The organism is Psychrobacter immobilis (assembly GCF_904846175.1).
GTDB classification, from domain to species: Bacteria; Pseudomonadota; Gammaproteobacteria; order Pseudomonadales; family Moraxellaceae; genus Psychrobacter; species Psychrobacter immobilis_E.
The window spans coordinates 225,121-249,875 of record NZ_CAJGZM010000002.1; the positions used below are offsets into that span (position 1 = coordinate 225,121).

Sequence of the window (24,755 nt, forward strand, 5' to 3'; positions counted from 1 at the left end):
AGTTGGCGAACGTTTAAGCTTTTTTCTTTAAGCTGGTAGCAGTTTTAACCGCTGACTGGCTCTTCTTCCACATTTGATATTTCTGCAAATCTTTTTCGATAAGTTTTAAGCAAAAAGTGAGTACTAGCGCATCGTCAATATGACCGATAAAAGGGATAAAATCCGGAATGATGTCAATCGGATTCAAGGTATAAAGCAGTCCAACGACGCCCGCTGAAATGGTCTTGTAGGGAATGTCGCGATAATTACCTTTATAGTAATCTTTAATCAGGCTCATAAATAGCATCAAATCTTTAGTGAAGCGCTCAAGATGACTGCTATTTTTTAGCTTTGCTTGTAGTTTTTCTTCCTCATGAATGATGTACTCTAAATCGGCATCCAAGATGTCATCTTTTTCCTGCTTATCAGTCGCTTTATCTGCCATTATTATCCTTATTTAAGCGCAATCGGTATCTTCATACTACAACAAAGTCGTGGCGTGCGCCAATATTGCGTATTATTGATAGATTTAATTGGATTGTTTTTTTAGTGTATAGAGTAGCGAAAAAGTAAATACGGGCAAAGGTTAGGCAACTATTATAGCCAATAAAGCGTCTACAATATGCTGCTGTGGTGTTTAAGTAAATAGGTTGCAGAATTGCCAAGATAAAGAAAGATAGTTAAAAAATATATCAAAATAAAAAAGACAAGGTAGCAGCGAGATATGGTTTCTAAAAGTCAGTTATTAAAAGATGATAAAAGTAAAAATGCTCATACAGCGAGTGAAGCCATATCTGGACTTAATCGTCGCCAGTTTTTACGTCAAGTCGGAATCAGCACAGGGGCAGGGCTATTAGCGAGCCAAAGTATTACTCAGGCACTGGCTTCTAGTAGTATTGAACAAGATAAAAGTACACAGCTTACCAAAGACGATCTGCCAACGGCGTTGACATTACAAGAAGCAGCGCCCGAAACATTACAGGCGCAAACGAGCTGTATCATACCAAGTATTGAGACGCGGCTTTTTGCCAGCTCCAATGTCGGCGGTAGTAATGAGCGTAATCAATTGGCATTAGATCGTTTGGCTTGTGCAGGTTTTAAAGTCGACAATCCTGCGATTACTACTCGGCAGTATCTGCGTTTTGCTGGTACCGATTCACAGCGAGCCAGCGACTTGCAAAATATTGCGACGGGAGCAATCGCTGCGCCCGGATTGCTGCTTGGCGTACGCGGTGGCTATGGTGCTGTGCGTCTATTACCGATGGTTGATTGGTCAACGTTGGGGCGCATCATGAAGGAGCGCGGCACTATACTCGCAGGCTTTAGTGATGTGACGGCCATCCAGTGCGCGCTACTCGCAAAAGGAGGCATGAGCTCGCTGGCTGCGCCGATGCTCTATAGCGAGTTTGGCAAGAACAAACCTGATCAAGTCAGCTGCCGAAAATTTGTAGAATCATTAACTAACCCAAACCTGACCATCAGCATAAGAGACGCGTCTTTAACCAGTCCAAATTTACCGAGTATTCTGACAAATGGCGAGCCAAAAATGATAACGGGTACTATTTGGGGTGGCAATCTGAGTGTGGTATCGGCGCTGGCAGGTAGTGAGTATTTACCACGTATTGACGGCGGTATTGTGTTCTTAGAAGATGTGGGCGAGCAAGCCTATCGTATTGAGCGCATGCTGTATGATTTGTATCTAGCAGGCGCGTTTAAAGGTCAGCAAGCAATCGTATTTGGTGCATTATCGAGTACAGGTGAGGACAGCTACGACAAGCGTTATGATGTCGCCACCGTGGTTCGTCAACTGTATCAGCTGACAGGATTGCCTATTTATAGCGGCATGAGCTTTGGTCATATTGGACAAAAACACAGCTTTCCACTAGGGGCAACGTGTCAAATTAGCCCCAATACAGTCGATGGCTATCAATTGACATTTAGCGATTATCCCACGATTAAGCCGGATGCCATTCATGTCGAAGGCTTGTGGCAAAACCTGTAGCTATCAGCGAAATCAGCAACAACTAAAAACTAAATAGCCAATCGCGAAAACTTATCCTGATACTCTTTCGGGGTCAGCTCAGTGGCACGTTTAAAAAGGCGGGTAAATGAGGAGATATCATCGTAGCCGACTTGCTCCGCTAGCGATTTTATCGTCACATCGCCCAATTCCAATAAGCGTTTCGCCTGTTCAATTCTCACTGCTTGAATATACTCAATCGGACGCATAGCGACAGACGACTGAAAGCGTCTATTTAAGGTGCGCGGCGTAATATTCACCATGGCTGCCAAGCTGCTCACTTGTATAGGCTGATTGAAATTTTCCTCGATGTACTCTTGTACTTGCTTGATCAGTTGGTCTGCATGCGGTTTATGCAAAGTCACATTGGTATAACTGTTTTGATTGCCTCTTTTGCTATCGATGATTTGGGTTTTTGCCACTTGTGTGGAAATCTCACGCCCGCAATAACGCTCTATTAATAGCAATCCCAAATCATAAAAGGCACTACCGCCTGCTGCACAAAAGATAGTGCCTGATTGGCTTTTTGACTCTCTTTTTGATTGGGTGACAAACTGATTTTCTTGCAGATCAACCAGCGGGAAATCTGCCTTAAACTTATTGGCATAGCCCCAGTGAGTTGTCGCTGTTTTATTGTCTAATAACCCTGCCTCTGCTAAAAAGAAAGCGCCGCTACAATTGCTAGCGATATCTGCTTTGGTATTTGCCAGTCGCTTTAAATGCGGCAATAACGCGCTATTCTGGCTCAATACCTTGTCGATTGAATCGCCAATGGTTGGGATTAATAATAGGTCGCACTCATCTACATCTTGAATATCACAATGCGCTTGCATGATTAAGCGGTTGCTACATCTAATATCTGCGCCGCCTAGGCTCGCTATCTGTACATTAAATCTCGGTTCTACGGCTTCACCCAAAAATCGTTGCCAACTGACACCAGTAAATGAAAATAAGTCTAATGCCCCAGCAAGCACGCTACCAAGCACGCCATCGAAGCCAAGAATAATCACTTTAAAGGGTTTAAAGTAGGGCATGGGTGTCTAAATTCCTTTATCTGTTTTTCATAGCTATCTTTTGATAGCTGCTGTCTAAAACAAAATGTTTTTCGGCTGAAATTGTCTAGCTGGCTAGCTTATAAATGTCTTATTTAACCATGATTATGTCATAAATGACAATACGGCAATGGGTTAAATTAGACTAATATTAATTCATCACTTATTTATGACCGCTTATTTATCACTATTATAATAGGGAAATGACTATGGCAGCAGATACGCTTATCAATGACTTTGAATTACCGTTCCAACTTTACGATGTATTGGGTACTGAGCATTTAACCAAGCATCCGAAGTTTGCAGAACACAGCCGCGAAACCTTCGATGCAGTATTGGACACCGCTAATAAAATCGCGACCCAGTTATTCTTACCGCATAACCATGTCGCGGATAAAAACGAGCCGCAGTTTGATGGCAAAAAAGTCAGCATGATAGACGATGTCAAAGTCGCCTTCGATGCCTTTCGTGAATCAGGTTTTATCGCAGGTCGTTATAGTTTTGAAGATGGCGGGATGCAATTGCCCGAAACAGTGATGACAGCGGTGGCAGGCTATTTTATGGCGGCCAATCCATCGACTACCGCATATCCATTTTTAACCACTGCAGCGATTAATGTCATCTCACATTTTGCCAGTGACGACATTAAAAATGCCTTTGTGCCGCGTATGTTAACCGGTGAATTTACCGGAACCATGGCGTTAACAGAGCCGCATGCTGGTTCATCACTTGCTGACATCAAAACCATCGCAGTGAAACAAGAAGACGGGTCATACCGTGTGAAAGGCAGTAAGATTTATATCTCAGCGGGTGATCACGAACTGTCTGACAATATTGTACATTTGGTACTAGCCAAAGTGCCCGGCGGTCCTGGTGGCGTCAAAGGGATTTCTTTATTTGCCGTACCGAAGTATCGCTTAAATGATGATTTATCGGTCGGCGAGCGCAATGATGTGCATTTAACGGGACTCATTCATAAGCTTGGCTATAGAGGTGCTACCTCTACGGCATTAAGCTTTGGTGACAAAGGCGAATGTCATGGTTATCTCATCGGCGAAGAGCATTTCGGCTTGCGCTATATGTTTAAGATGATGAATGAAGCGCGCATTGCGGTTGGCTTTGGCGCAGCGATGATTGGCTATCGTGGTTATCAGTACTCGCTCGATTATGCAAAGGATAGAACACAAGGCAGAATCGCGCCGAATAATAAACCTGAAGATGCGGCAACGGCAATCATTCAGCATGGTGATGTCAAGCGTATGCTTTTGGCGCAAAAAGCCTACTCTGAAGGCGGTATTTCACTTTGCTTATATGGCTCAAACCTGATTGATCGTATCAATACCTGTGAAGACGCCACACTAGAAGCTGAGCTATCAGAGCTGCTGGATTTATTAACACCAGTGCTCAAAGCATGGCCGTCTGAATTTGGGCCTAAAGCCAATGATTTGGGTATTCAAGTATTGGGCGGCGCAGGCTATACACGTGAATATCAGGCCGAGCAATTTTGGCGTGACAATCGGCTGAATCCTATCCATGAAGGCACAAATGGCGTGCAAGCGTTAGATTTGTCATTTCGTAAGTTATGGCAAAACAAGGGTCTTGGTATTCAAATTCTGAAACGTGAAATCACGCGAGATTTAGAAAGCATTAGTACGCCCGAGACTGCCAAACTTGCTGGTAAATTGATGCCTTATATGGGTCATCTGCATGAAGTGTTGGTGCATTTAAGCAAAATCTTGCAAACGGAAAAAGCACTAACGCTGACTGGCAACGCGCAAGCATTGATGAATATCTTTGCCTCCATCGTGGTGAGTTGGATTTGGATTCGCCAAGCCAGTAAAGCGGAGCAATTATTAAGCGCAACACAGGATATTGAAAAGCAAAACTTCTATCACGGTAAAATACAAGCAGCAAAATACTTTATTGATTGGGAATTGCCATTAATCAATCGCGATATTGCTTTGTTAAATAACGACAATGCCGTATGTACCGACATGCAAGCAGAGTGGTTCTAAGCGATTTTGGACTATATTTGATATTAATAACGGATAAGATTTTAAAGGAATAAATAATGACGACAATCAATAAGCAGTGGCGCTTAAAAGCAAGACCAATTGGCGAACCAAGCGCCGATACGTGGGAGTATACCGAGACGGAACTGCGGACTATTACAGACGGTGAACTGTTGATAAAAATTGAGTATATCTCAATGGATCCTGCAATGCGTGGTTGGTTAAACGATGCAAAATCTTATATACCGCCAGTACAGATTGGCGAGGTAATGCGTGCTGGTACCGTGGGTAAAGTTATTGAAAGTAAGCATGAGAAATTTGCAGTGGGTGATTATGTTTCCGGTCACAATGGCGTGCAATCGTATGCAGTCAGTGAGGGCAGTGGTCTATACAAAGTGGATCCAAAAATTGCGCCGTTATCTTATTACCTAGGTGTACTCGGTATGCCGGGTATGACTGGCTATTTTGGTCTATTAAAAACAGGCGAGCCAAAAGCGGGCGAGACGGTCGTTGTTTCTGGCGCTGCTGGTGCGGTTGGTGGTTTGGTTGGACAGATTGCCAAACTCAAAGGCTGCCGCGTGGTCGGTATCGCAGGTGGTGCTGAGAAATGTAAGTTCTTAGTCGATGAGCTAGGTTTTGATGCGGCAATCGACTACAAAAATGAGAATGTAAAAAAAGCGTTAAAAGAAACCTGTCCAAAAGGTGTCGATGTATTCTTTGACAACGTCGGCGGCGATATTTTAAATGATGTGCTGACACAGATTAATTTGCACGCGCGTATTGTGATTTGCGGTGCGATTAGCCAATATAACAACACCACAGAAGTCAAAGGTCCATCAAACTATCTGTCACTGTTGGTCAATCGTGCGCGTATGGAAGGCATTGTCGTCTTTGATAATATTAAAGAATACCCGACAGCGATGAAAGACATTGCTGGCTGGATTCAATCGGGCGACATTAAAGTAAAAGACCATATCGTCGAGGGTATCGAAACCTTCCCAGATACTTTGATGATGTTATTTAAAGGTGAAAACTTCGGCAAACTGGTACTTAAGGTAGAGGGATAAATCATGACACTGAATACAAATAAAATTGCCTCAGACGTAACCGGTAAACGTATTTTAATCACGGGCGGTGCGTCTGGAATTGGCGTTGCAAGTGCGCTATTGTTAGCCAGTCGCGGGGCTAAAGTAGTGATTGGCGATTTGGCAGAAGAGATGGGTGCTGCTGTTGCCAAGAAAGCGCAAGATGCTGGTACTAGTATCGTCTTTAAAAAAGTTGATGTCACTAGCGGCGATGAAGTACGCGCATTATTTGCCTTTGCCATGGAAACGCTTGGTGGTCTTGATGTCGTTATAAATAATGCGGGTATCGACCATCAACCTGCGCCGATGCATGAGCTTAGCGATGAGGATTTTGATCGCAATATCGCCGTTAATTTAAAAGGTGTTTGGCATTGTATGCGTGCTGCGGTTACTTGTATGGCACCGAATGGTGGCGGGCATGTGATTAATGTGGCATCAATCGCAGGCCTGCGTTCTGCGCCGCTGTTATCCGCCTATAGTGCGGCTAAACATGGCGTGATGGGGCTGACTAAATCTGCTGCTCATGAATATGCTCGAGTCAATATCCGCTTTAATGCCGTTTGCCCAAGCTTTATTGATACGCCAATGGTGCAAAATACCATGGCGAAGATGGGCGAGCGCGCGCAAAAAGCCACTATTAATGCCAGTCCACTGCGCCGTTTGGGTGAAGTTGATGAAGTATCGGGAGCCATTGCTTGGCTGGCGAGCGATGAAAGCAGCTTTATGAATGGTCATGCGTTTACCCTTGATGGCGGTATGTTGGCTTAACATCAAAAGTATTTATTAAAATATTTAAAAATATAAGGAACACCTATGAAAGATTTATTTGATTTAACCGGTAAAATTGCTTTGGTGACGGGTGCTAGCCGCGGTATTGGCGAATCTATCGCCCGTCTATTGGCTTCAAGAGGCGCGCATGTCATCGTCTCTAGCCGTAAGATTGATGCTTGCCAAGCAGTGGCGGATAGCATCGTCGCTGACGGTCATAAAGCCAGTGCATTTGCTTGTCATGTGGGCGAGATGGCGCAGATTGAGGCGATTTTTGAGCATATAAAAAGTGAGTTTGGTCAAATCGATATCTTAGTAAATAACGCCGCCGCAAATCCTTACTACGGTCATATTTTAGATACTGACTTAGCTGCTTTTGATAAAACCGTTGAAGTCAATATTCGCGGTTATTTCTTTATGTCGACGGCTGCTGGCAAGATGATGCGCGAGCAGGGCGGCGGGGTGATTTTAAATACTGCTTCGGTCAATGGCCTAGTCGCAGGTGACAAGCAAGGTATCTATTCAATCACTAAAGCGGCTGTCATCAGCATGACCAAAGCCTTTGCCAAAGAGTGCGGTCCATTAAATATTCGCGTCAATGCCTTATTGCCAGGTTTAACGGATACCAAGTTTGCCTCGGCGTTGACCACCAATGATAAAGTTTTAAAAATGGCGCTACACGCTATTCCTCTAGGGCGTGTTGCCCATCCTGACGAGATGGCAGGCACGGTATTGTATTTGGTGTCTGATGCCTCAAGTTATACGACGGGCGCTACGATCGTTGTAGATGGCGGTATGCTTGCTTAGTTAGCAATGCATGTTTAAAAATAGAAAACCGCATGACTTTAATAGTAATGCGGTTTTTTTATACCGATGTTTTTATTCATCCATTTCACTTCTTGCATTGCTATATCAATACTAACTCAATAAAAAAGGCGCAGTGCGACTCTCTTTGGACTTAGCCATCTCTTTAGGCGTACCTTCTGCGACAATAAGACCACCTTCATCGCCAGCACCCGGGCCCATATCGATAATCCAATCGCTGTTGCTAGCAACTTGCATATCGTGCTCAACCATAATAACGGTATTACCGGTTGCGACCAGCCCATTTAATTGTGCCATCAGCAGCGCGACATCAGAAGGATGTAAGCCAGTGGTCGGTTCATCGAGCACATACAGCGTATCGCCGCGCTGGGTACGCTGCAGTTCGGTAGCAAGTTTGATGCGCTGTGCTTCGCCACCAGACAGTTCGGTCGCTGGTTGCCCAAGTCTTAAATAGCCAAGCCCAACTTTTAATAGCGCGTCTAATGCGCGCATTATCGGGGCGTCATCAACGAAAAATTCAGAAGCGGCTTCAACCGTTAAATCGAGCACTTCAGCGATATTTTTACCTTGATAATTAATTTCTAAGGTTTCGTCATTATAGCGTTGACCATGACAAACTTGGCAAGGCGAGTAAACACTCGGCAGAAATAGCAGCTCAACACTGACAAAACCGACGCCTTCACAATTTGGGCAACGTCCTTTTTTAACGTTAAATGAAAAACGTCCGGCATCATAGTGCCTCGCTTTTGCTTCTTTGGTAGCGGCAAATAATTTGCGCACATGGTCGAACAGTCCAGTATAAGTCGCCAAATTCGAGCGCGGCGTGCGCCCGATGGCTTTTTGGTCGACGGTGACTAAGCGTTTTATATGCTCCATACCACTGACTATCTCACCGCCTATTGGCGTTTGTTGCTCTTGCTCAAGTAAAGTCGCTTCATCAGTGGGCGTTTCAATCACGGTTTTTTGCCCTAGCGCATTGTAGACCAGTTCAACCAACGCCTGACTGACCAAACTCGATTTCCCCGAACCTGAAACGCCTGTTACCGTTGTTAATATCCCTAAAGGAAATGCGATATCTAACCCTTGTAAATTATTGCGCTCGATATTAGCAAGCTTTAGCCAATGATTAGGTTGTCTTGGCTGCTGGCTTGTTAATTGCTGGCTTTTCGATTGATGGTCTATGGAATCATAATTGAAAAGATATTGTCCAGTATAGGAATCAGAGATATCTCGCAAGCCTTCGACAGGGCCGCTATACATGATTTCACCGCCATGATTGCCCGCTTTTGGTCCGACATCGACTATCCAATCGGCATGGCGAATGACGCTGATATCATGCTCGACAATGAATAATGAATTACCCGCCTCTACCAGCTCGTCTAGAGCGCCTAATAGCGCCTGAGTATCGGCAGGATGCAGGCCAGCAGACGGTTCATCGAGCACGTAAACCACGCCAAATAGTTTAGAGCGAATTTGGGTGCCAAGTCTTAGGCGCTGTAGCTCGCCGGGCGATAAGGTAGGTGTGGTGCGTTCAAGGGATAAGTAACCTAGCCCAAGTTTGGTTAACGCTTGCACACGCGATAAAATGTCACTGGAAATACGCTTGGCAACGATGGCTTTTTCACGGTCGAGCATATCATCGCTGAGTTTTTTATTAGCAGCGTCTTGAATTTTTAGCGCCAGTTCAGTCAAGGTTAATTGTGATAGTTCACCAATATCAAGCCCCGCAAATTTAACCGACAGCGATTCTTTTTTAAGTTTTTTACCATGGCAGCTCGGGCATTCTGAAATTTGCATAAACTGCGCCACACGTTTTTTGGTACGCGGACTTTGGGTGGTGGCAAAAGAATGTAAGACGAAATTTTTTGCACTGGTAAAGGTGCCTTTATAATTGGGCTTTTCACCTTTTTTAATCGCCTCGCGTACTTGCTCGAGATTGTATTCTGGGTAAACCGGCACTTCTGGGGTTTCATCGGTAAATAAAATCCAATCGCGGGTTTGCTTGGGTAACGTGTTCCAAGGTTTATCGATATCGTAGCCAAGTGTCGTCAATATCCGACTTAGGTTTTGCCCTTGCCATGCCGGTGGCCATGCAGCAATGGCGCGTTCTCGAATGGTTTTAGTCTTATCGGGCACGAGCAAATCTTCTGTGACCTCAAACACGCGACCAATACCTGAGCAAGTAGGGCAAGCACCTTCTGGCGTATTTGGTGAAAAGGCATCGGCATACAGCATGTCTTGCCCAGCAGGGTATTCGCCTGCTCGCGAGTACAGCATACGCAGACCATTTGAGATGGTGGTCACGCTACCAACCGATGAGCGTACCGATGGCGTACCGCGTTGTTGTTGTAGGGCGACGGCTGGTGGCAAGCCTTCTATCGAATCGACATCAGGCTCGCCAACTTGGTCTATCAAGCGCCGCGCATAAGGCGATACTGAGTCAAGATAGCGATGCTGTGACTCTGCAAAGAGAGTACCAAATGCCAGCGAAGATTTGCCCGAGCCTGATATACCCGTAAAAACAACCAACGCATTGCGCGGTAAATCAACATCGACATTTTTGAGATTATGCACCCGCGCGCCTCTGACCTGAATGCTGTTATCAGCTGAGACTTGGTTGGTGGTAAAAGAAGATTTAGTTTTATTATTATTTTTGCTCATAAAGGACTTATTCCTATCAGCTCGTAGTTTTAGTTTTAGTTTTAAAAGTATGGGCTAAGAATTTGTTTATTAAAAAGTTTGATTGTTAAATAGACAGCTAATCAAAAAATGTCTTAGTAATTTAAAATCATCCTAGCATGGCAAAAAAGAATTTTTGGACGGGCTTACGCTTTACAGACAGAGGATAGACATAGTGACGTCAAACGATAACATTTATGAGGTTTACCTTATAAATTGCAGATTATAGATGTTAAGAAATATGGATTTTTGAGAACCGTTAAGCAGGCAAGTAGCGAGTTAATTGAGAATGCTTTATCATTAACCTCATCTATCCATGATTTATAAAAGTATTTTATGATTTTTATCAGCAGTAATATCAGTCTTAATGACAGTGAAGTTGAAATTAGCGCTATACGCGCACAAGGGGCAGGTGGGCAAAACGTTAATAAAGTGTCCTCTGCGATTCATTTGCGCTTTGATATTCATGCGTCAAGTTTAAGTGATATCAACAAGCAGCGTTTATTAGACAGTAAAGACAATCGAATCACCAAAGAAGGCGTGCTTATTATTAAGGCGCAGCAGTTTCGTACTCAAGAACGCAATAGGATTGATGCGTTTGAGCGGCTGCAGAGCTTTATTGTAAAAGCCACTTATGTCAATAAAACTCGCAAGCCTACCAAACCGAGTAGAAATGCCAAAAGTAAACGCGTCGATCAAAAAACCCAGCGCGGTAAAACCAAAGTGTTACGCGGTAAAGTGGATTTTTAAATAGGCAGCTCTTTTTTTTGCTACTTTTAAATAAACCAAACAGCAAAATGCCAGCGCCTTTAAGTGGCTGGCATTTTTTTATAGGCTTATTTACTATCAGATTTTTAGCTAACCAAGTCTTCTGCTTAACTCAGGAAAGCGTTTTATCATAAACAACATCAATAGCAGTGACACACTGGCGATAGCTGCACCTACATAGCCCACGCTTGATATGGAAATATGCGTCACTGCATAACCACCGAATAGCGCACCTGCACCAATCCCTAAGTTAATAATCCCTGAGAACATCGACATCAGCATGTCTTGTGCTGTGACATCTACCATGATGACCTTTGCTTGCATGGAGATAATCAGCAGCATAAGCGCCGCGCCCCAAAGTAACGCAATCAAGCTGAGTGCCCAGATGGAGGTCACGGCAAACAATAGAACCAGCATAGAGATTAGCATTAATATTATCGATGTCAGCATCAATCTGGTATTAAAACGATCACCCCACCGACTGAATATCACACTGCCCGCAATCCCAGCTACTCCAAATAATAGCAAGACAACAGTCGCGGCGTTTTCACTAATAGCACCAACCTGCCGCATAAAGGGTTCGATATAAGAATAAGCCGTATAGTGGGCGGTAAATACCAATAAAATGAGTAAATATAGACAGACCAATAACGGGTTTTTGAGCAGTTCTGGAATCTTTCTAAAAGAGCCTTCAAACATACTTGGTAGTGTTGGCAATAGCCTTGCTTGCAAGATAAATACGATAAAAGCAATCACCCCAATACCACCAAATGTTGCCCGCCAGCCAAACCATTGACCGACTAAGCGCCCTAATGGCACGCCTAGCACCATCGCCAATGAAGTACCGGTCGCGAGTACGCTAAGTGCTAGCGCCTTTTTACCTTCTGGTGCCACGCGGATAGCAATTGCGGCGGTGATGGACCAAAATATCGCGTGTGATAGCGCAATGCCCACTCGGCTAATCAGCAATACATCAAAGCTCCATGCGAATACTGACAATACGTGGCTAGCAATAAAAACCACAAACAAGCCCAAAAGTAAGCTTTTGCGCTCAAAGCGGCTGGTAAGCAGCATCAATGGCAATGACATGGCCGCGACAATCCACGCATACAGCGTCAACATCCAGCCAGTCTCTGCCGTGGTGATAGAAAAATCTTGGGCGATGTCACTTAATAGAGCAACGGGGACAAATTCGGTGGTATTCATAATAAAGGCGCTGACGCCCATCAAAAATACTTGAAAATACTGAGTTCGGCGAGCATTTGCGCTCACCTCAAGGTTATGTTTCATATGATCCAATACAAATAAAGAGGGCGCTAATAACGAAAGTTAGCTTAAAATAATTTTGAGCTTAAGAATAATGGCGGAAATACGTCGTTATGATGAAAAGGACGAGGTCAAGATAGCAAATCAGTTGCGGTATGTCAGAGCCTATCATCAGAGATCTCTATTTTATCAGTAATCGACGGTGTTTTTTGTACGAGAGTCTTTAAAATTGGCGACTGAATAATTAAGTGGACTTTCAAATTCATGATTAAGTAAAACCGATAATGGTAGCAGTGTCAGTTACATAGTGCTTATGGTGAGGTATCGCTATTTAAGCTTGAATATAGGTATGATGACGCCATAGGCTAGAAATGCCTGATAACGTGATTTTAAATAGTTATTAATATTTTACTAAGATGGGATAAAAGAAAAACAATCTATGAAAACCGACACCAATAAACCATTAGCCTTTAGAAGATACCCTTCAACGACGGCGCTGCAATGTTTTGAGACCGCTGCCCGTCATTTGAGTTTTACCAATGCGGCGCAAGAGATGCACATGACTCAAAGCGCCATCAGTAAGCAAGTGGCGCAGTTGGAGGAGATGCTAAACCTGTCTTTGTTTTATCGGACGCCGCATCGGATTTCACTGACCCCTGCTGGTAAAGTATATTATCTTGAAGTTTTAGAGATTTTAAAGCATATCGAGGTAGCGACCACCAATTTGATGTCGCATAGCAGTAATACCGAGCTGCTAAAAATTGTCTCGCATCCTACATTTTGTGCCCGTTGGTTGATTCCAGCGCTGAGTGGCTTTTGTCAAGAATACCCCCTTATTAACTTGGATATTAAAGAGCTGGCGGGGCCATTTTTTTCTGAAGACCAAAATGTCGATATTGCTTTTTTATATGGTGATGGCATGTGGAGCAATATGGAAGCTATAAAATTGTTTGATGAATACTGCGTTGCAGTCTGTCAGCCACAGTATTTGCGAGATAAAACACTGAGTGCTGAGTGTTTAGATGACTATGTGCTATTGCAAATAAGCTCGCGCTTAAGTGCGTGGTATGAGTATTTTAAGCAGCAAGATGTCAGCGTTGATGGCACCTTTGTAGGTCCGCGTTTTGAGACCTTTCATGCTTGCATTTCTGCCGCCTTACTTGGCTATGGTATTGCTTTGGTGCCGTTACGTTTGGTCGAACCCGAGCTGCAATCAGGCGCTTTGGTGATGGCGTGGGATTATGCGGCAAAGGGTCGCGGCAGCTATTATGTGACTTATCCTCTCTCTTCGGGACAATCACATAAGGTAAAAGCAGTTTTAGAATGGATTACGGCCTATTTGGCAATCTCAGATGAGCGCGAAAAGGCGTTAGGGCTGATTTTATAACGCCCTTCGGTCGTATTTTTATAGTGATATTTTTGTGACTTTTATCCTGAAAAACTAACTGTGGTGAGAATTTAATTACCCGATGTGAGCAGCTACACCAATCTAAAAAGCTGCCTTAATACGCAGTTTTTTGTTTTTAAAGAAATGGTTTGGTGAATAAATATACTGGCAATGACGAAAAGGAATGCCACCACAACTATTATTCGTTTGCTGCCTAAGTGATGTTTTGTTGAAATGAGTCTAACTCAAGGAAGAGATAGAGATTCATCATGGACAAGCTTTATAACGTGACCGATGCCTTTACGATGGTGCATCCGCTCACGCTCATCAAAGGAAAAAACGCCAGAGTTTGGGACGATAATGACCGCAGCTATATAGATTTTGTCGGCGGTATTGGTGTTTTAAACTTTGGTCATTGCCACCCTCACATCGTTGACGCCATCATTCATCAAGCCCAGTCGCTGATTCACTATGCCTACAATGCGGCAGCGCATCAGCCGTACCAAACCTTTATGCCGCGATTGTGTGAGCTTGTGCCTATCAGCGGTGAGCTGGCAGGTATGCTTACCAACTGCGGCGCAGAAGCGACCGAAAATGCCATAAAAATAGCGCGTATGAAAACGGGTCGCACGGGCGTCATTGCATTTGATGGTGGGTTTCATGGACGCACTCTGGCTGCCGTCAATCTCAATGGTAAGGTCGCGCCTTATAAGCGCGGACTTGGTGCCTTGGCCAGCGGCGTTTATCACATTCCTTTCCCCAGTCACGATAACAACGTCAGCGACGAGCAAGCGATTGACGCGCTACAGCGTTTATTTGTGGTAGAAACCGATATCGACAATATCGGTGCCATCATCGTCGAACCCGTACAAGGGGAAGGCGGTTTCCAGTTGTTGTCGCCCACCTTTGCGCAGTATCTACGTAAGTTTTGTGATGAGCACGACATGTTACTCATCATGGATGAAATCCAATCTGGTTATGGACGTACTGGCACGCCATTTGCTTTTACCCATTTAGGCATAGAGCCTGATCTTATCTTACTTGGCAAAAGTATCGCGGGCGGCTTGCCCTTAGGCGCAGTCATAGGCAAGGCTAGTGTGGTCAATGGTCTACCCAAAGGCAGTTTGGGTGGTACCTATTCGGGCAATCCAGTCGCCTGCGCCGCTGCCAATGCCACGCTCGATATCATGGAGGGCGATGACGTTTGGCAGTCCGCTAAGCATTATGCCCAGACGATTGAGACGACCATCAGCCAATGGCAGCAAGAAGGTATCTCGCCTTGGTTGTTTGGTCTTACGGGTATCGGTGCGATGCGCGGTATCGAGCTGCGCCATCCTGAGCATGATGTGCATCCAAGTGTGATGGCGCAAGTATTAACCAAAGCACGCGAGCGTGGTCTATTGCTGATGCCAAGTGGGCAACATCGCCATATCATCCGCTTATTGCCGCCACTAACCATAGAAACTGAGATCCTAAAAGAAGGGTTAGCTATTCTAAAAGAGGTGCTCATCGCACTTCCTGATGGGTTACCTGTCGCTTAATGCTTAGGTATGTTTAGGAATATTTAAGAGTACTTAGGACAGATAGCGCATCGTTATAACCAAATGCTCGAAATAAAATACTTATTATTAAGCTAAAAATTTATTAACTCTATTACAAGGATGTTTATTTGTGAAAAATAATAGCGTCAGTCTAGATGAGGATTTTATCTGCAGCGATGATATACGTCATCATTTTTCTATGGCCATGTCAGCCATGTACCAAAATGAGGTGCCGCTATACGGTGACTTGGTTGATTTGGTCAGTGATGTCAATGCAGAGGTGTTAACCTCACACCCCGATGTCAAATCACAACTGCTACATACGGGCGAGATTGAGCGTCTGAGCATGGAGCGCCACGGGGCGATTCGACTGGGTACCGCAGCAGAGCTGAGCATGATGCGCCGTCTCTTTGCGGTGATGGGTATGTACCCTGTTGGCTACTACGATTTAGCACCTGCTGGTGTGCCAGTCCACTCAACAGCCTTTCGTGCGCTTGACTCGCACGCATTGCATAAAAGTCCTTTTCGAGTATTTACCTCGTTATTGCGTTTAGATTTGATTGCCGATGAGACCTTACAACAAGAAGCCACGGCCACATTGGCGCAGCGTCAGATATTCACTACTGAAGTTATTGAGCTAATTAAGATTTTCGAGGCGCAAGGTGGCTTGACCACTGAGCAAGCACAGCAGTTTGTCCAAGAAGCGCTAGAGACATTTCGTTGGCATGATAAAACGCCGGTGGCAAAAGCGCTCTATCAGCGCTTACTAGATCAGCATCCACTTGTCGCTGATGTGGTCGGCTTTAAGGGCCCGCATATCAATCATTTAACGCCTCGAACCTTGGATATTGATGCCGTACAACATGGTATGCAAGCCCGCGGCATACCCTCAAAAGCCATCATCGAAGGACCGCCGCGTAGAGCGTGTCCTATATTATTAAGGCAAACCAGTTTTAAGGCGCTACAAGAAGCGGTTGGCTTTAAAGTTGCTAATAACTCAGACGCTAGCCATGAAGAGTATGAGCAAGGGTATCATACCGCGCGCTTTGGAGAGATTGAGCAACGCGGTGTGGCATTAACGCAAAAGGGTCGCGCGCTTTATGATGAATTATTGGCTGCAGCTCGCCGCCAGCTTGGCGCTACCCCAAGTGAGGATAATGCGGCTCAGTACAATCAAATTTTAGCCGAAGCATTTACCGCTTTTCCTGATAATTATCAAACTCTACACGATGAAGGGCTGGCGTATTTTTATTACCAGTTGACGGATAGCACCCTAGATTCTGAAGATGGTCAAGCATTATTGGCCGCTACCTTAACCAATGATGATTTGAATAAAGTGCCTAATGCTAAGCTGAGCGCTCTGATTAATGATGAGGTACTTCGCATTGAACCTATCGTTTATGAGGATTTTTTGCCCGTCAGTGCCGCTGGCATTTTCCAATCAAATCTGCAACAGGCGCAGCCAAGCCAATATGACGGTCGCTCAAGCCAACAAAGTTTTGAGCGTGATTTGGGAGCAGCTATTCACGATGAGATGGCATTGTATGAAGCGATGCAAGCTCAAAGTCTTGAGCAGTGCCTGTCTAGTGTTAGTATCTAACAAATTATGCTAGAAATGTCTAGCGTATAGCCGACTTATTAGCACGTCATTCCAAAAAGGAATGACTGCAAGAAATTTATTATTTTGCAACTTAGTAGGTAGCAGGGTAATTTTATAAGTCAGTCAAGGACGTAGTAAACCATTATACCAATATGCAAGGGATTGATTATGATTAAGCAATATATGTCTGCAATGGGCGTAGAAGAAGCACACTATCAAAATGGCGACTTTGAAGTCACCACCCCAATTGATGGCTCAGTCATCGGTAAAGTCACATTAGATACAGTCGCCGACGTCGATACTAAAATCCAAAATGCCAAACAAGCTTTTCAAGAATGGCGTGTCGTTCCTGCCCCTAAACGTGGTGAGTTGATTCGTCTGTTGGGTGAAGTCCTGCGTGAGCACAAAGAAGATTTAGGTATCTTAGTATCATTAGAAGCCGGAAAAATCAAAGAAGAAGGCCTTGGCGAAGTCCAAGAAATGATTGATATCTGTGACTTTGCCGTGGGCGTATCGCGTCAGCTTTATGGTCTAACCATCGCCTCAGAACGCCCGGGTCACCACATGCGTGAGACATGGCATCCACTTGGTGTCATCGGCGTCATCTCTGCCTTTAACTTCCCCGTCGCCGTTTGGTCTTGGAACACTGCGTTGGCCATCGTCTGTGGCAACCCTGTCATCTGGAAGCCTTCAGAAAAAACCCCGCTCGTCGCCTTAGCGTGCCAAGCATTATTTGAAAAAGCGTTGGCAAAATTTGGTGAGGCACCAGCATATTTATCGCAAATCATATTGGGCAAAACCGATATCGGTAATGCTTTGGTTGAAAATAAAGACATTGCCTTGGTTAGTGCTACGGGCAGTACACGCATGGGCCGGGAAGTAGGACCCAAAGTGGCTGAGCGTTTTGGTAAATGCTTGCTTGAGCTTGGTGGTAATAACGCCATGATTTTGGCACCAACGGCGGACTTGGATTTGGCGCTACGTGGCATTCTATTCTCCGCAGTGGGAACGGCAGGTCAGCGTTGCACCACCTTACGTCGTCTGTTCGTTCATGAGTCGGTCAAAGACGATATCTTACCGCGCGTTAAGTCTGCCTACGATACTGTGAGCATCGGCCATCCGCTCGAAGGTAATTTGGTCGGTCCACTGATTGATGAAGACAGCTTTAATAACATGCAAGCGGCGTTAGAAAAGGCTCGTAAGACTGGCGGGAAAATCACGGGCGGCGAACGAGTCCTGATGGATAAGTTCCCCGATGCCTATTATGTGACTCCTGCGATTGTTGAGCTTGATGAGCAAAATGACGTGGCACGTAGTGAGACGTTTGCGCCAATTTTATACGTCATGCCTTATAAAGAGTTTGACGATGCGCTGGCGATGCAGAACGATGTCCCACAAGGGCTGTCTTCTTGTATCTTTACCAATGACTTACGTGAAGCTGAAACTTTCCTCAGTGATCGCGGCAGTGATTGCGGTATCGCTAACGTCAACATCGGCACCAGTGGCGCTGAGATTGGCGGCGCATTCGGCGGTGAAAAAGAAACCGGCGGTGGTCGCGAATCAGGTTCAGATGCATGGAAAGCCTATATGCGCCGTCAGACCAATACGGTCAACTACTCAACCGAGCTACCACTCGCGCAAGGCATCAACTTTGGCTAATAACAACGGTATGTCACTAATAAATAGTGTCATTTAATAGTCTTTATCAATCACGTGTTGTGATGTTTGTTAAGTAGGCTCAGAGCCTATTTAACAAACTAATTATCAAGTATTTTTATTTTATTAATAAAGCCTGCGGAAGTGATGAATAAATATTCATGATTTCAAAAACAGGCTTTTTATCCCCTTTTTAGAATTATCGGCAGCCATGGATTGGTTGTTTCTACTACTGTTATTTTTATGGCAGTAGTTTCCACTACTAAGGAAGGTAGGTGTCTTATGATGGATAATAAACCTTATGACGAAGCTAAAGATGGCTATGGTCCGTCTTCTAGTTTTTTATTAGATATTGCACCTCTGGTGTTGACTGCCATTATTCTGATGGTTCAGTTTTTTGTATTCAAAGATTTTACCCCTCACATTCCTTTGGCTTGCGGTATTTTAATTACTGGCTTGTTTATGAAGCTGCGGCGCCGTGACTGGCATGGCATGGAAGAGAGTTTCTTAAAGGTCGTGAAAATCGGTCTACCTGCCATGATCATCTTGATGGGCGTTGGTATGCTCATCGGTGCTTGGATTATCGCTGGTACCGTTCCCACGATTTTATATTATGGCTTTAGCATTTTTTCTCCCTCGTCATTCCTAGTCTCTGTTTGTCTTATCTGTTCCATTATATCTGTCGCAACGGGTACCTCGTGGGGAACGGTCGGCACGGTCGGCCTTGCGATGATGGGTATTGGTTTAGGACTAGGTATTCCGCCGTCACTAACAGGCGGTGCTATTGTTTCTGGCGCTTTTTTTGGTGACAAAATGTCTCCATTATCTGACACCACCAACTTAACACCAGCCGCTGCCGGTGTTGACCTTTGGGAACACATTCGCGGTATGTTGCCCACCACGGTACCTGCCATGGTGACTGCCCTAATTATCTATGCTTGGATTGGGATGGGCTACGGCGCAGAAAATGTCGATTTAACATCAATCAGAGACATTCAAGCCTCGCTAGCAGCTAACTATAACCTTAGTATTATTACTTTATTGCCTGCTGTTGTCGTTGTCATTGCGGCGGTGATGAAAATGCCAGCCATTCCAACGGTATTATCAGGTGTGGTGGTTGCAGGATTAGTCGCTTTCTTTATGCAAGGTGTGGGTATTCACGATATCTTTAACGTCCTACAAAATGGCTTTGTCAGTAAGACTGGATTTGCTGTCGTTGACCAACTGCTGTCTAAAGGCGGTGTCATGTCGATGACATGGGTTGTGACCTTAACCATATTTGCCTTAGCATTCGTCGGCGCCATTGAGCATTACGGTACGCTCAAAGCCATCATGGCAAAAATCAATAAAATGGTGAAATCGAGATTCGGTTTAGTGATTACCACTTATGCTAGCACGCTCGGTGTGGGTACGCTCATCGGTGACGTCTATACCACATTGGTGTTGCCAGGTCGCCTACTCAAAGACAAGTATCAAGAGATGGGCTACAAGCGCACGACGCTTACCCGTTCTATCGAAGATACTGGCACCCTGTTATCTCCCCTTATTCCTTGGAACATGGGCGGTAGTTTCGTCGCCGCAACCTTAGGTATTGCGACACTCACTTATGCGCCATTTGCTTTCGCCTGCTGGTTATCGCCTCTATTTGGCTTGTTATGGGTGGTCTTGAACAAATTCATCCCCCGTGAAGAACCTACTGTTAATAACGACACAAGCACGCTCTCCACTGTAGACAACGCGTAATTTAGAAGGAATATAAGATGTTGCAAGAGCAATGTTTGTGGAATATGACCGCACCTATTATTGATACCTACAGCCAGATGAATAGCGATACTGAAGCAACTATCTGTATTATAGGCGGCGGTTATACAGGGTTATCGGCTGCGATTCATTTGGCAGAAAAAGGTGTCAAAGTTATCCTCTTAGAGAGCCATACGATAGGCAGTGGCGGCTCGGGTAAAAGTGTCGGTCTTGTCAATGCAGGTACTTGGGCACGCCCTGATGATTTGAATATTGCGCTAGGTGAAGCAGCCGGTGAGCGTCTGACAGAAGCCCTTGGACAAGCGCCAAGCTTAGTGTTTGATTTAATCAAGCGTTATAATATCGATGCACAAGCCACCCAAGCCGGTAATATCCATATGGCACATAACGCTAAAGGTGAAGTCGATGTCGATATTAGATACGAGCAGCTTAGCCGTCGCGGTGCGAATGTTGAGGTATTAACCGGCAGTAAATGCCATGAATATTGTGGTACCAAGAATATCAATAAGGCACTACTCGATCATCGTGCTGGTACCATAAACCCGCTAGCTTATGTCAGAGGGCTGGCCAAAGTAGCAAAAGATCTTGGCGTCACTATCTATGAGCATTCCGCTGTTGAAGCCTTAGAAAAGGTGGATGGCTATTGGTATGCAAGGACTTCTAAAGCGCGCGTGAAATCTGAGCGCGTCATTATTGCAACCAACGCTTATACCGAAGGCGAATGGACAGAAATTAAAAAGACATTTTATCTGGTTTATTATTATCAGATTGCATCTGAGCCGCTCAGCGGAGAGGCGGCAGATCGGATTTTGCCATACAAAACAGGGGCATGGGATACACGCTTGGCCTTGTCTAGCTTTCGCCGTGATGACGATGATCGCCTATTATTGGGAACGGTGGGTGGTACACAGCTTAAACCAAAATCCTTTTATCAATCATGGGCCAATGCGGTGCAAAAAAGCTATTATCCAGATTTGCCAGCATTTAAGTGGCAGTATGAATGGACTGGTAGCTTTGGCTTTACGCAAGATCATATTTTTCGAGTCATGGAGCCCGCTGAGGGCTTGCTGACAGCAACGGCTTATAACGGTCGCGGCATTACGACAGGCACGCTAATGGGTAAGTGCTTTGCAGACTATATAATGACGGGTAATAGAGACAGTATCCCCTTACCATTTAAGACTTTAGAAGAGGCAAAAGTCTCTTTTGGAAGTATCAAGTCTGGCTTTACTGAGCTGGGACTGACTTTGTATCATGCAGGTCAATGCTTGAGAATCATTGGGTAGGAAAGTTGGGTAGGGAATAAGAACACGCCCTATTCTGAGAAGAATGCTGAACTTTGCCTAAACCGCTGAATAGGTTTAGGCAGTATTTTTCTCTAAATTGAATCGGCTATACCTTTTTATATTGAGCTGACTATACTTAAATAAATTTGTTCTCATGAGTGGACAACACTTCTGCAAATAGCCAATCGCGAAAGGCTTTAAGCTTTGTCATATTGGCAGATTCCGCTTGATAAACGACGTAATAAGCCAGTGGCGAGCTAAAGGTAATCTCAGGAAATAATCGCATCAAACGTCCGGCAGCGACATCATCATGTGCCATCACACTACGCGCCAACGCAACACCATGACCATTGATGACCGCTTGTAGCACCGCTGCTGAGTTATTGATTTGCATCCCTCGCGAGGTATCTACTTTGGTGAGCGCTGCATTAGTTAAACTTGCTTGTGCAAGCCAATCATCCCACGAAGGAAAACCAATATAACCATCCATTGAGCGGTCATGAATGAGCGTTTCTTGGGTCAAATAAAGCGCGCTTTTTCCTTGTAATAATTGCGGCGAGCAAACCGGATAAATCTCCTCTTCCATCAGCTTTTCGCTCAGCAATCCTGCCCAAGTGCCAGCACCATAGCGTACGCCGATATCCACGTCTTGAACGGCAAAGTCTATCGATTTGGCACTGATATCAAGCCGTACATCGATATCTGGTTGCAGGCTTTGGAATCGATCGATACGCGGTAACAGCCATTTAGCGGCAAAGGCAGGGCTGACGGTTACCGTAAGCACGCCGCTATTTGATCCTGCTTGTAACTGCGCCAATCCTTGTGCCAAGCTGTCTAATCCGGCACGAATATGAGGCAATGCCAGCTCGACTGTTTTAGTGGGGATTAAGCGCGATTTACCACTGGTCTTGCGATAAAACAGCGGTAGTCCTACCGAATCCTCCAAACTACGAACCAGTTGTCCAACGGCAGCAGGAGTCACGTTGAGTTCCTCTGCTGCCGCAGAAAAACTTTGATGACGGGCGCTCGCTTCCAACGCACGTAGGGCATTTAAATACACAAGTTTTTTCATAGCGACAAATATTTTCTTTTAGATAAGTGAATATTATCTCGTTTGTCAACCGATGTAAATCAGTTGATAATCGACGGCATTAAACTTTATCTTTGGAAAATATCTTATGCTTATCAATGCAGATTTTACCCGCCGTGCTTCATTAGCGCCCGAACAATATCAATGGGTGTCATCACCGCAAAATGGTGTTGAACGTGTCATGCTTGACCGTGTCGGCGCAGAAAAAGCCCGTGCCACCAGTATCGTGCGCTATGCCCCTGATTCTAATTTTCCACATCACTTGCACCCGGGCGGCGAAGAGATTTTGGTGTTGTCGGGTACTTTTTCGGCAGATAATATCGATTATCCAGCGGGTTGGTACTTACGCAATCCACCAAACTCTGGCCATCAACCGTATAGTAAAGAAGGCGCGGTTATTTTTGTCAAACTTTGGCAAATGCCAGCAGAAGAGGCACGTTATGTCGCCATCGATACCAACGATGCGGCAAATTGGCAGAAACAAAGTAATCGTGATGTTTGTCATTTATTTTCAGACGCCAGCGAACAGGTCAGCTTACAGCGCTTAGATGCTCATGAAGTGCTATTTACCGACGCAGTCAAAGGCGGCGCAGAGATACTGGTACTAGACGGTGAATTGATAAAGGACGAGCTTATAAAAGGAGAGATAACAGCTAACCCTCAAACCTATACTCGCGGTGGCTGGATACGCTTACCGGTAGGTGCGCTTCCCAAAATAAAAGCAGGCGAGTACTGCGCTACGTTTTATCTCAAAACTGGTCATTTGTCTCATATCATCGGCGCTGACGTGGAAGGAGCATAATATGCAAACAGTAACTGTGGCGATTGTAGGTGGTGGCTTAAGTGGCTTATATGCGGCTTATTTATTAGAGAAAAAAGGCGTTGATTATGTGCTCTTAGAAGCGCGTCCAACCTTGGGCGGTCGTATTGTAACAGCGCGGCCAACGGATTTAAATACTGCACAAATAACGGATAAAATGAATGGTTTTGATTTGGGACCATCATGGTTTTGGCCAGAATATCAGCAGCAGTTGGCGCGTCTGATTGATGAATTGCAATTAGAGAGTTTTGCGCAATTCGAGGAGGGAGATATGCTGGTTGAGCGCTTGCCTAATGAGTCTGCTATGCGTACACATGGCTATAAAAGTGCGCCGCCGTCTATGCGGCTTAAGGGTGGTATGGCGACATTGATTGAAGCACTTTATCAGCGTTTAGATGCCACGCGAATTTTGACCAATCAAAAAGTGCATCAGTTGCATAATACTGGGCAGTATATTGAAATCACTAGCGAAGATGAGTCTGGGCAAGTGGCTGTTTTTCAGACACAGCAATGGCAAGCGCAGCATGTGTTACTGGCGCTACCGCCTCGATTGGCAGAAGAAAGCATAACCTTTGAGCCAGCTTTACCCGCTAATATCACGACACAGTGGCGAGGAACGGCTACTTGGATGGCGCCGCACGCTAAGTACCTTGCTGTTTATGACAGTCCGTTTTGGCAAGAACAAGGATTGTCAGGCTCAGCACGCAGCGGACAAGGACCAATGGTTGAGATTCATGATGCATCGGTGGCAGATGGCAGCGGGGCATTATTTGGCTTTATAGGTGTACCTGCAGCCACACGCCAAAGTGTCTCCGCAGAAGTATTGAAGGCGCATTGTCGTGCGCAACTGGTGCGTTTATTTGGGGAGCAAGCAGACTCGCCTAAGGCTGAGTATCTTAAAGATTGGGCGCAAGAGCCCTTTACGGCAACTGCTGCCGACGTTAATAGTGATGGTCAGCATGCCGCTGCACCTATGTCTAAAGCATTATCTGGCATATGGGCAAACGGTCTGACCGGTATTGGTAGCGAGTGGTCAGAACAGTTCCCCGGTTATATTGCGGGTGCTATCGATGCAGCAAGTATCGGCGTTAAAAATTTACCTGAGTTGATAGTATAGTCAGTTCAAAATAAAAGCGCTACGTTATAGCTATGTGCGACTG

Annotated in this window: 19 protein-coding genes; 14 read left to right on the top strand and 5 right to left on the bottom strand. The window is 45.1% G+C overall.

The window, feature by feature from the left end:
- Nucleotides 1-13: 13 nt before the first annotated feature.
- Nucleotides 14-424, bottom strand: a complete 411-nt coding sequence (locus JMW39_RS03500) for a YkvA family protein (RefSeq protein ID WP_201543868.1) — start codon at nucleotides 422-424, stop codon at nucleotides 14-16.
- A gap of 279 nt (nucleotides 425-703) precedes the next feature.
- On the opposite strand from JMW39_RS03500, the gene JMW39_RS03505 reads away from it, so the two are divergent.
- A complete protein-coding gene (locus JMW39_RS03505; RefSeq protein ID WP_201543873.1) occupies nucleotides 704-1,981 on the top strand; it encodes an LD-carboxypeptidase in 1,278 nt (425 codons plus the stop codon).
- A 29-nt stretch (nucleotides 1,982-2,010) separates the two neighbouring features.
- Here JMW39_RS03505 and JMW39_RS03510 read toward each other — a convergent pair whose 3' ends face one another.
- Nucleotides 2,011-3,033 carry a GlxA family transcriptional regulator gene (locus JMW39_RS03510; RefSeq protein ID WP_201543875.1) on the bottom strand — a complete coding sequence of 341 codons (1,023 nt, stop codon included), beginning with the start codon at nucleotides 3,031-3,033 and terminating at the stop codon, nucleotides 2,011-2,013.
- 227 nt (nucleotides 3,034-3,260) lie between these two features.
- On the opposite strand from JMW39_RS03510, the gene JMW39_RS03515 reads away from it, so the two are divergent.
- Genes JMW39_RS03515 through JMW39_RS03530 form a run of 4 tightly spaced genes read left to right on the top strand, consistent with a single transcriptional unit; the run spans nucleotide 3,261 to nucleotide 7,723 of the window.
- A complete protein-coding gene (locus JMW39_RS03515) occupies nucleotides 3,261-5,066 on the top strand; it encodes an acyl-CoA dehydrogenase (protein ID WP_201543877.1) in 1,806 nt (601 codons plus the stop codon).
- A 56-nt stretch (nucleotides 5,067-5,122) separates the two neighbouring features.
- Nucleotides 5,123-6,130: an NADP-dependent oxidoreductase gene (locus JMW39_RS03520; protein WP_201543879.1), complete on the top strand. Its 1,008-nt coding sequence runs from the start codon at nucleotides 5,123-5,125 to the stop codon at nucleotides 6,128-6,130.
- 3 nt (nucleotides 6,131-6,133) lie between these two features.
- Nucleotides 6,134-6,916: an SDR family NAD(P)-dependent oxidoreductase gene (locus tag JMW39_RS03525; RefSeq protein WP_201543881.1), complete on the top strand. Its 783-nt coding sequence runs from the start codon at nucleotides 6,134-6,136 to the stop codon at nucleotides 6,914-6,916.
- Between the two features lie 45 nt (nucleotides 6,917-6,961).
- Nucleotides 6,962-7,723, top strand: coding sequence for an SDR family oxidoreductase (locus tag JMW39_RS03530; protein ID WP_201543883.1), 762 nt, complete (start codon nucleotides 6,962-6,964; stop codon nucleotides 7,721-7,723).
- Between the two features lie 111 nt (nucleotides 7,724-7,834).
- Here JMW39_RS03530 and uvrA read toward each other — a convergent pair whose 3' ends face one another.
- On the bottom strand, nucleotides 7,835-10,402 hold the full coding sequence (gene uvrA / locus JMW39_RS03535) for an excinuclease ABC subunit UvrA (protein WP_201543885.1): 2,568 nt from the start codon (nucleotides 10,400-10,402) through the stop codon (nucleotides 7,835-7,837).
- 354 nt (nucleotides 10,403-10,756) lie between these two features.
- On the opposite strand from uvrA, the gene arfB reads away from it, so the two are divergent.
- Nucleotides 10,757-11,170, top strand: coding sequence for an alternative ribosome rescue aminoacyl-tRNA hydrolase ArfB (gene arfB, locus JMW39_RS03540; RefSeq protein ID WP_201543887.1), 414 nt, complete (start codon nucleotides 10,757-10,759; stop codon nucleotides 11,168-11,170).
- Nucleotides 11,171-11,278: 108 nt separating this feature from the next.
- Here the strand turns inward: arfB and JMW39_RS03545 are convergent, their stop codons facing one another.
- Complete coding sequence (locus JMW39_RS03545; protein WP_201543889.1) at nucleotides 11,279-12,478, bottom strand: sugar transporter; 1,200 nt, start codon at nucleotides 12,476-12,478, stop codon at nucleotides 11,279-11,281.
- 415 nt (nucleotides 12,479-12,893) lie between these two features.
- Between JMW39_RS03545 and JMW39_RS03550 the strand changes: the two genes are divergently transcribed.
- The 6 genes from JMW39_RS03550 (at nucleotide 12,894) to JMW39_RS03575 (ending at nucleotide 21,685) form a co-directional block, all read left to right on the top strand.
- Nucleotides 12,894-13,841: a LysR substrate-binding domain-containing protein gene (locus JMW39_RS03550; protein WP_201543891.1), complete on the top strand. Its 948-nt coding sequence runs from the start codon at nucleotides 12,894-12,896 to the stop codon at nucleotides 13,839-13,841.
- Nucleotides 13,842-14,110: 269 nt separating this feature from the next.
- Nucleotides 14,111-15,382: an aspartate aminotransferase family protein gene (locus JMW39_RS03555; RefSeq protein WP_201543893.1), complete on the top strand. Its 1,272-nt coding sequence runs from the start codon at nucleotides 14,111-14,113 to the stop codon at nucleotides 15,380-15,382.
- Between the two features lie 199 nt (nucleotides 15,383-15,581).
- Nucleotides 15,582-16,982 (top strand): VOC family protein, encoded by a 1,401-nt coding sequence (locus JMW39_RS03560; RefSeq protein WP_413786214.1) that lies wholly within the window; start codon nucleotides 15,582-15,584, stop codon nucleotides 16,980-16,982.
- A gap of 168 nt (nucleotides 16,983-17,150) precedes the next feature.
- On the top strand, nucleotides 17,151-18,641 hold the full coding sequence (locus tag JMW39_RS03565; RefSeq protein WP_201543897.1) for an aldehyde dehydrogenase family protein: 1,491 nt from the start codon (nucleotides 17,151-17,153) through the stop codon (nucleotides 18,639-18,641).
- Between the two features lie 279 nt (nucleotides 18,642-18,920).
- Nucleotides 18,921-20,381 (top strand): Na+/H+ antiporter NhaC, encoded by a 1,461-nt coding sequence (nhaC, locus tag JMW39_RS03570; RefSeq protein WP_201543899.1) that lies wholly within the window; start codon nucleotides 18,921-18,923, stop codon nucleotides 20,379-20,381.
- A gap of 17 nt (nucleotides 20,382-20,398) precedes the next feature.
- Nucleotides 20,399-21,685, top strand: a complete 1,287-nt coding sequence (locus JMW39_RS03575; RefSeq protein WP_201543901.1) for an NAD(P)/FAD-dependent oxidoreductase — start codon at nucleotides 20,399-20,401, stop codon at nucleotides 21,683-21,685.
- Between the two features lie 136 nt (nucleotides 21,686-21,821).
- On the opposite strand, the gene JMW39_RS03580 is transcribed toward JMW39_RS03575, so the two are convergent.
- Nucleotides 21,822-22,757, bottom strand: coding sequence for a LysR substrate-binding domain-containing protein (locus JMW39_RS03580; RefSeq protein ID WP_201543903.1), 936 nt, complete (start codon nucleotides 22,755-22,757; stop codon nucleotides 21,822-21,824).
- Nucleotides 22,758-22,863: 106 nt separating this feature from the next.
- Here JMW39_RS03580 and JMW39_RS03585 point away from each other — a divergent pair, with 106 nt between their 5' ends.
- Both JMW39_RS03585 and JMW39_RS03590 read left to right on the top strand, forming a co-directional pair.
- Complete coding sequence (locus tag JMW39_RS03585; RefSeq protein ID WP_201543905.1) at nucleotides 22,864-23,577, top strand: cupin domain-containing protein; 714 nt, start codon at nucleotides 22,864-22,866, stop codon at nucleotides 23,575-23,577.
- Between the two features lies 1 nt (nucleotide 23,578).
- Nucleotides 23,579-24,712 carry a flavin monoamine oxidase family protein gene (locus JMW39_RS03590; RefSeq protein ID WP_201543908.1) on the top strand — a complete coding sequence of 378 codons (1,134 nt, stop codon included), beginning with the start codon at nucleotides 23,579-23,581 and terminating at the stop codon, nucleotides 24,710-24,712.
- The last annotated feature ends 43 nt before the right edge of the window (nucleotides 24,713-24,755 follow it).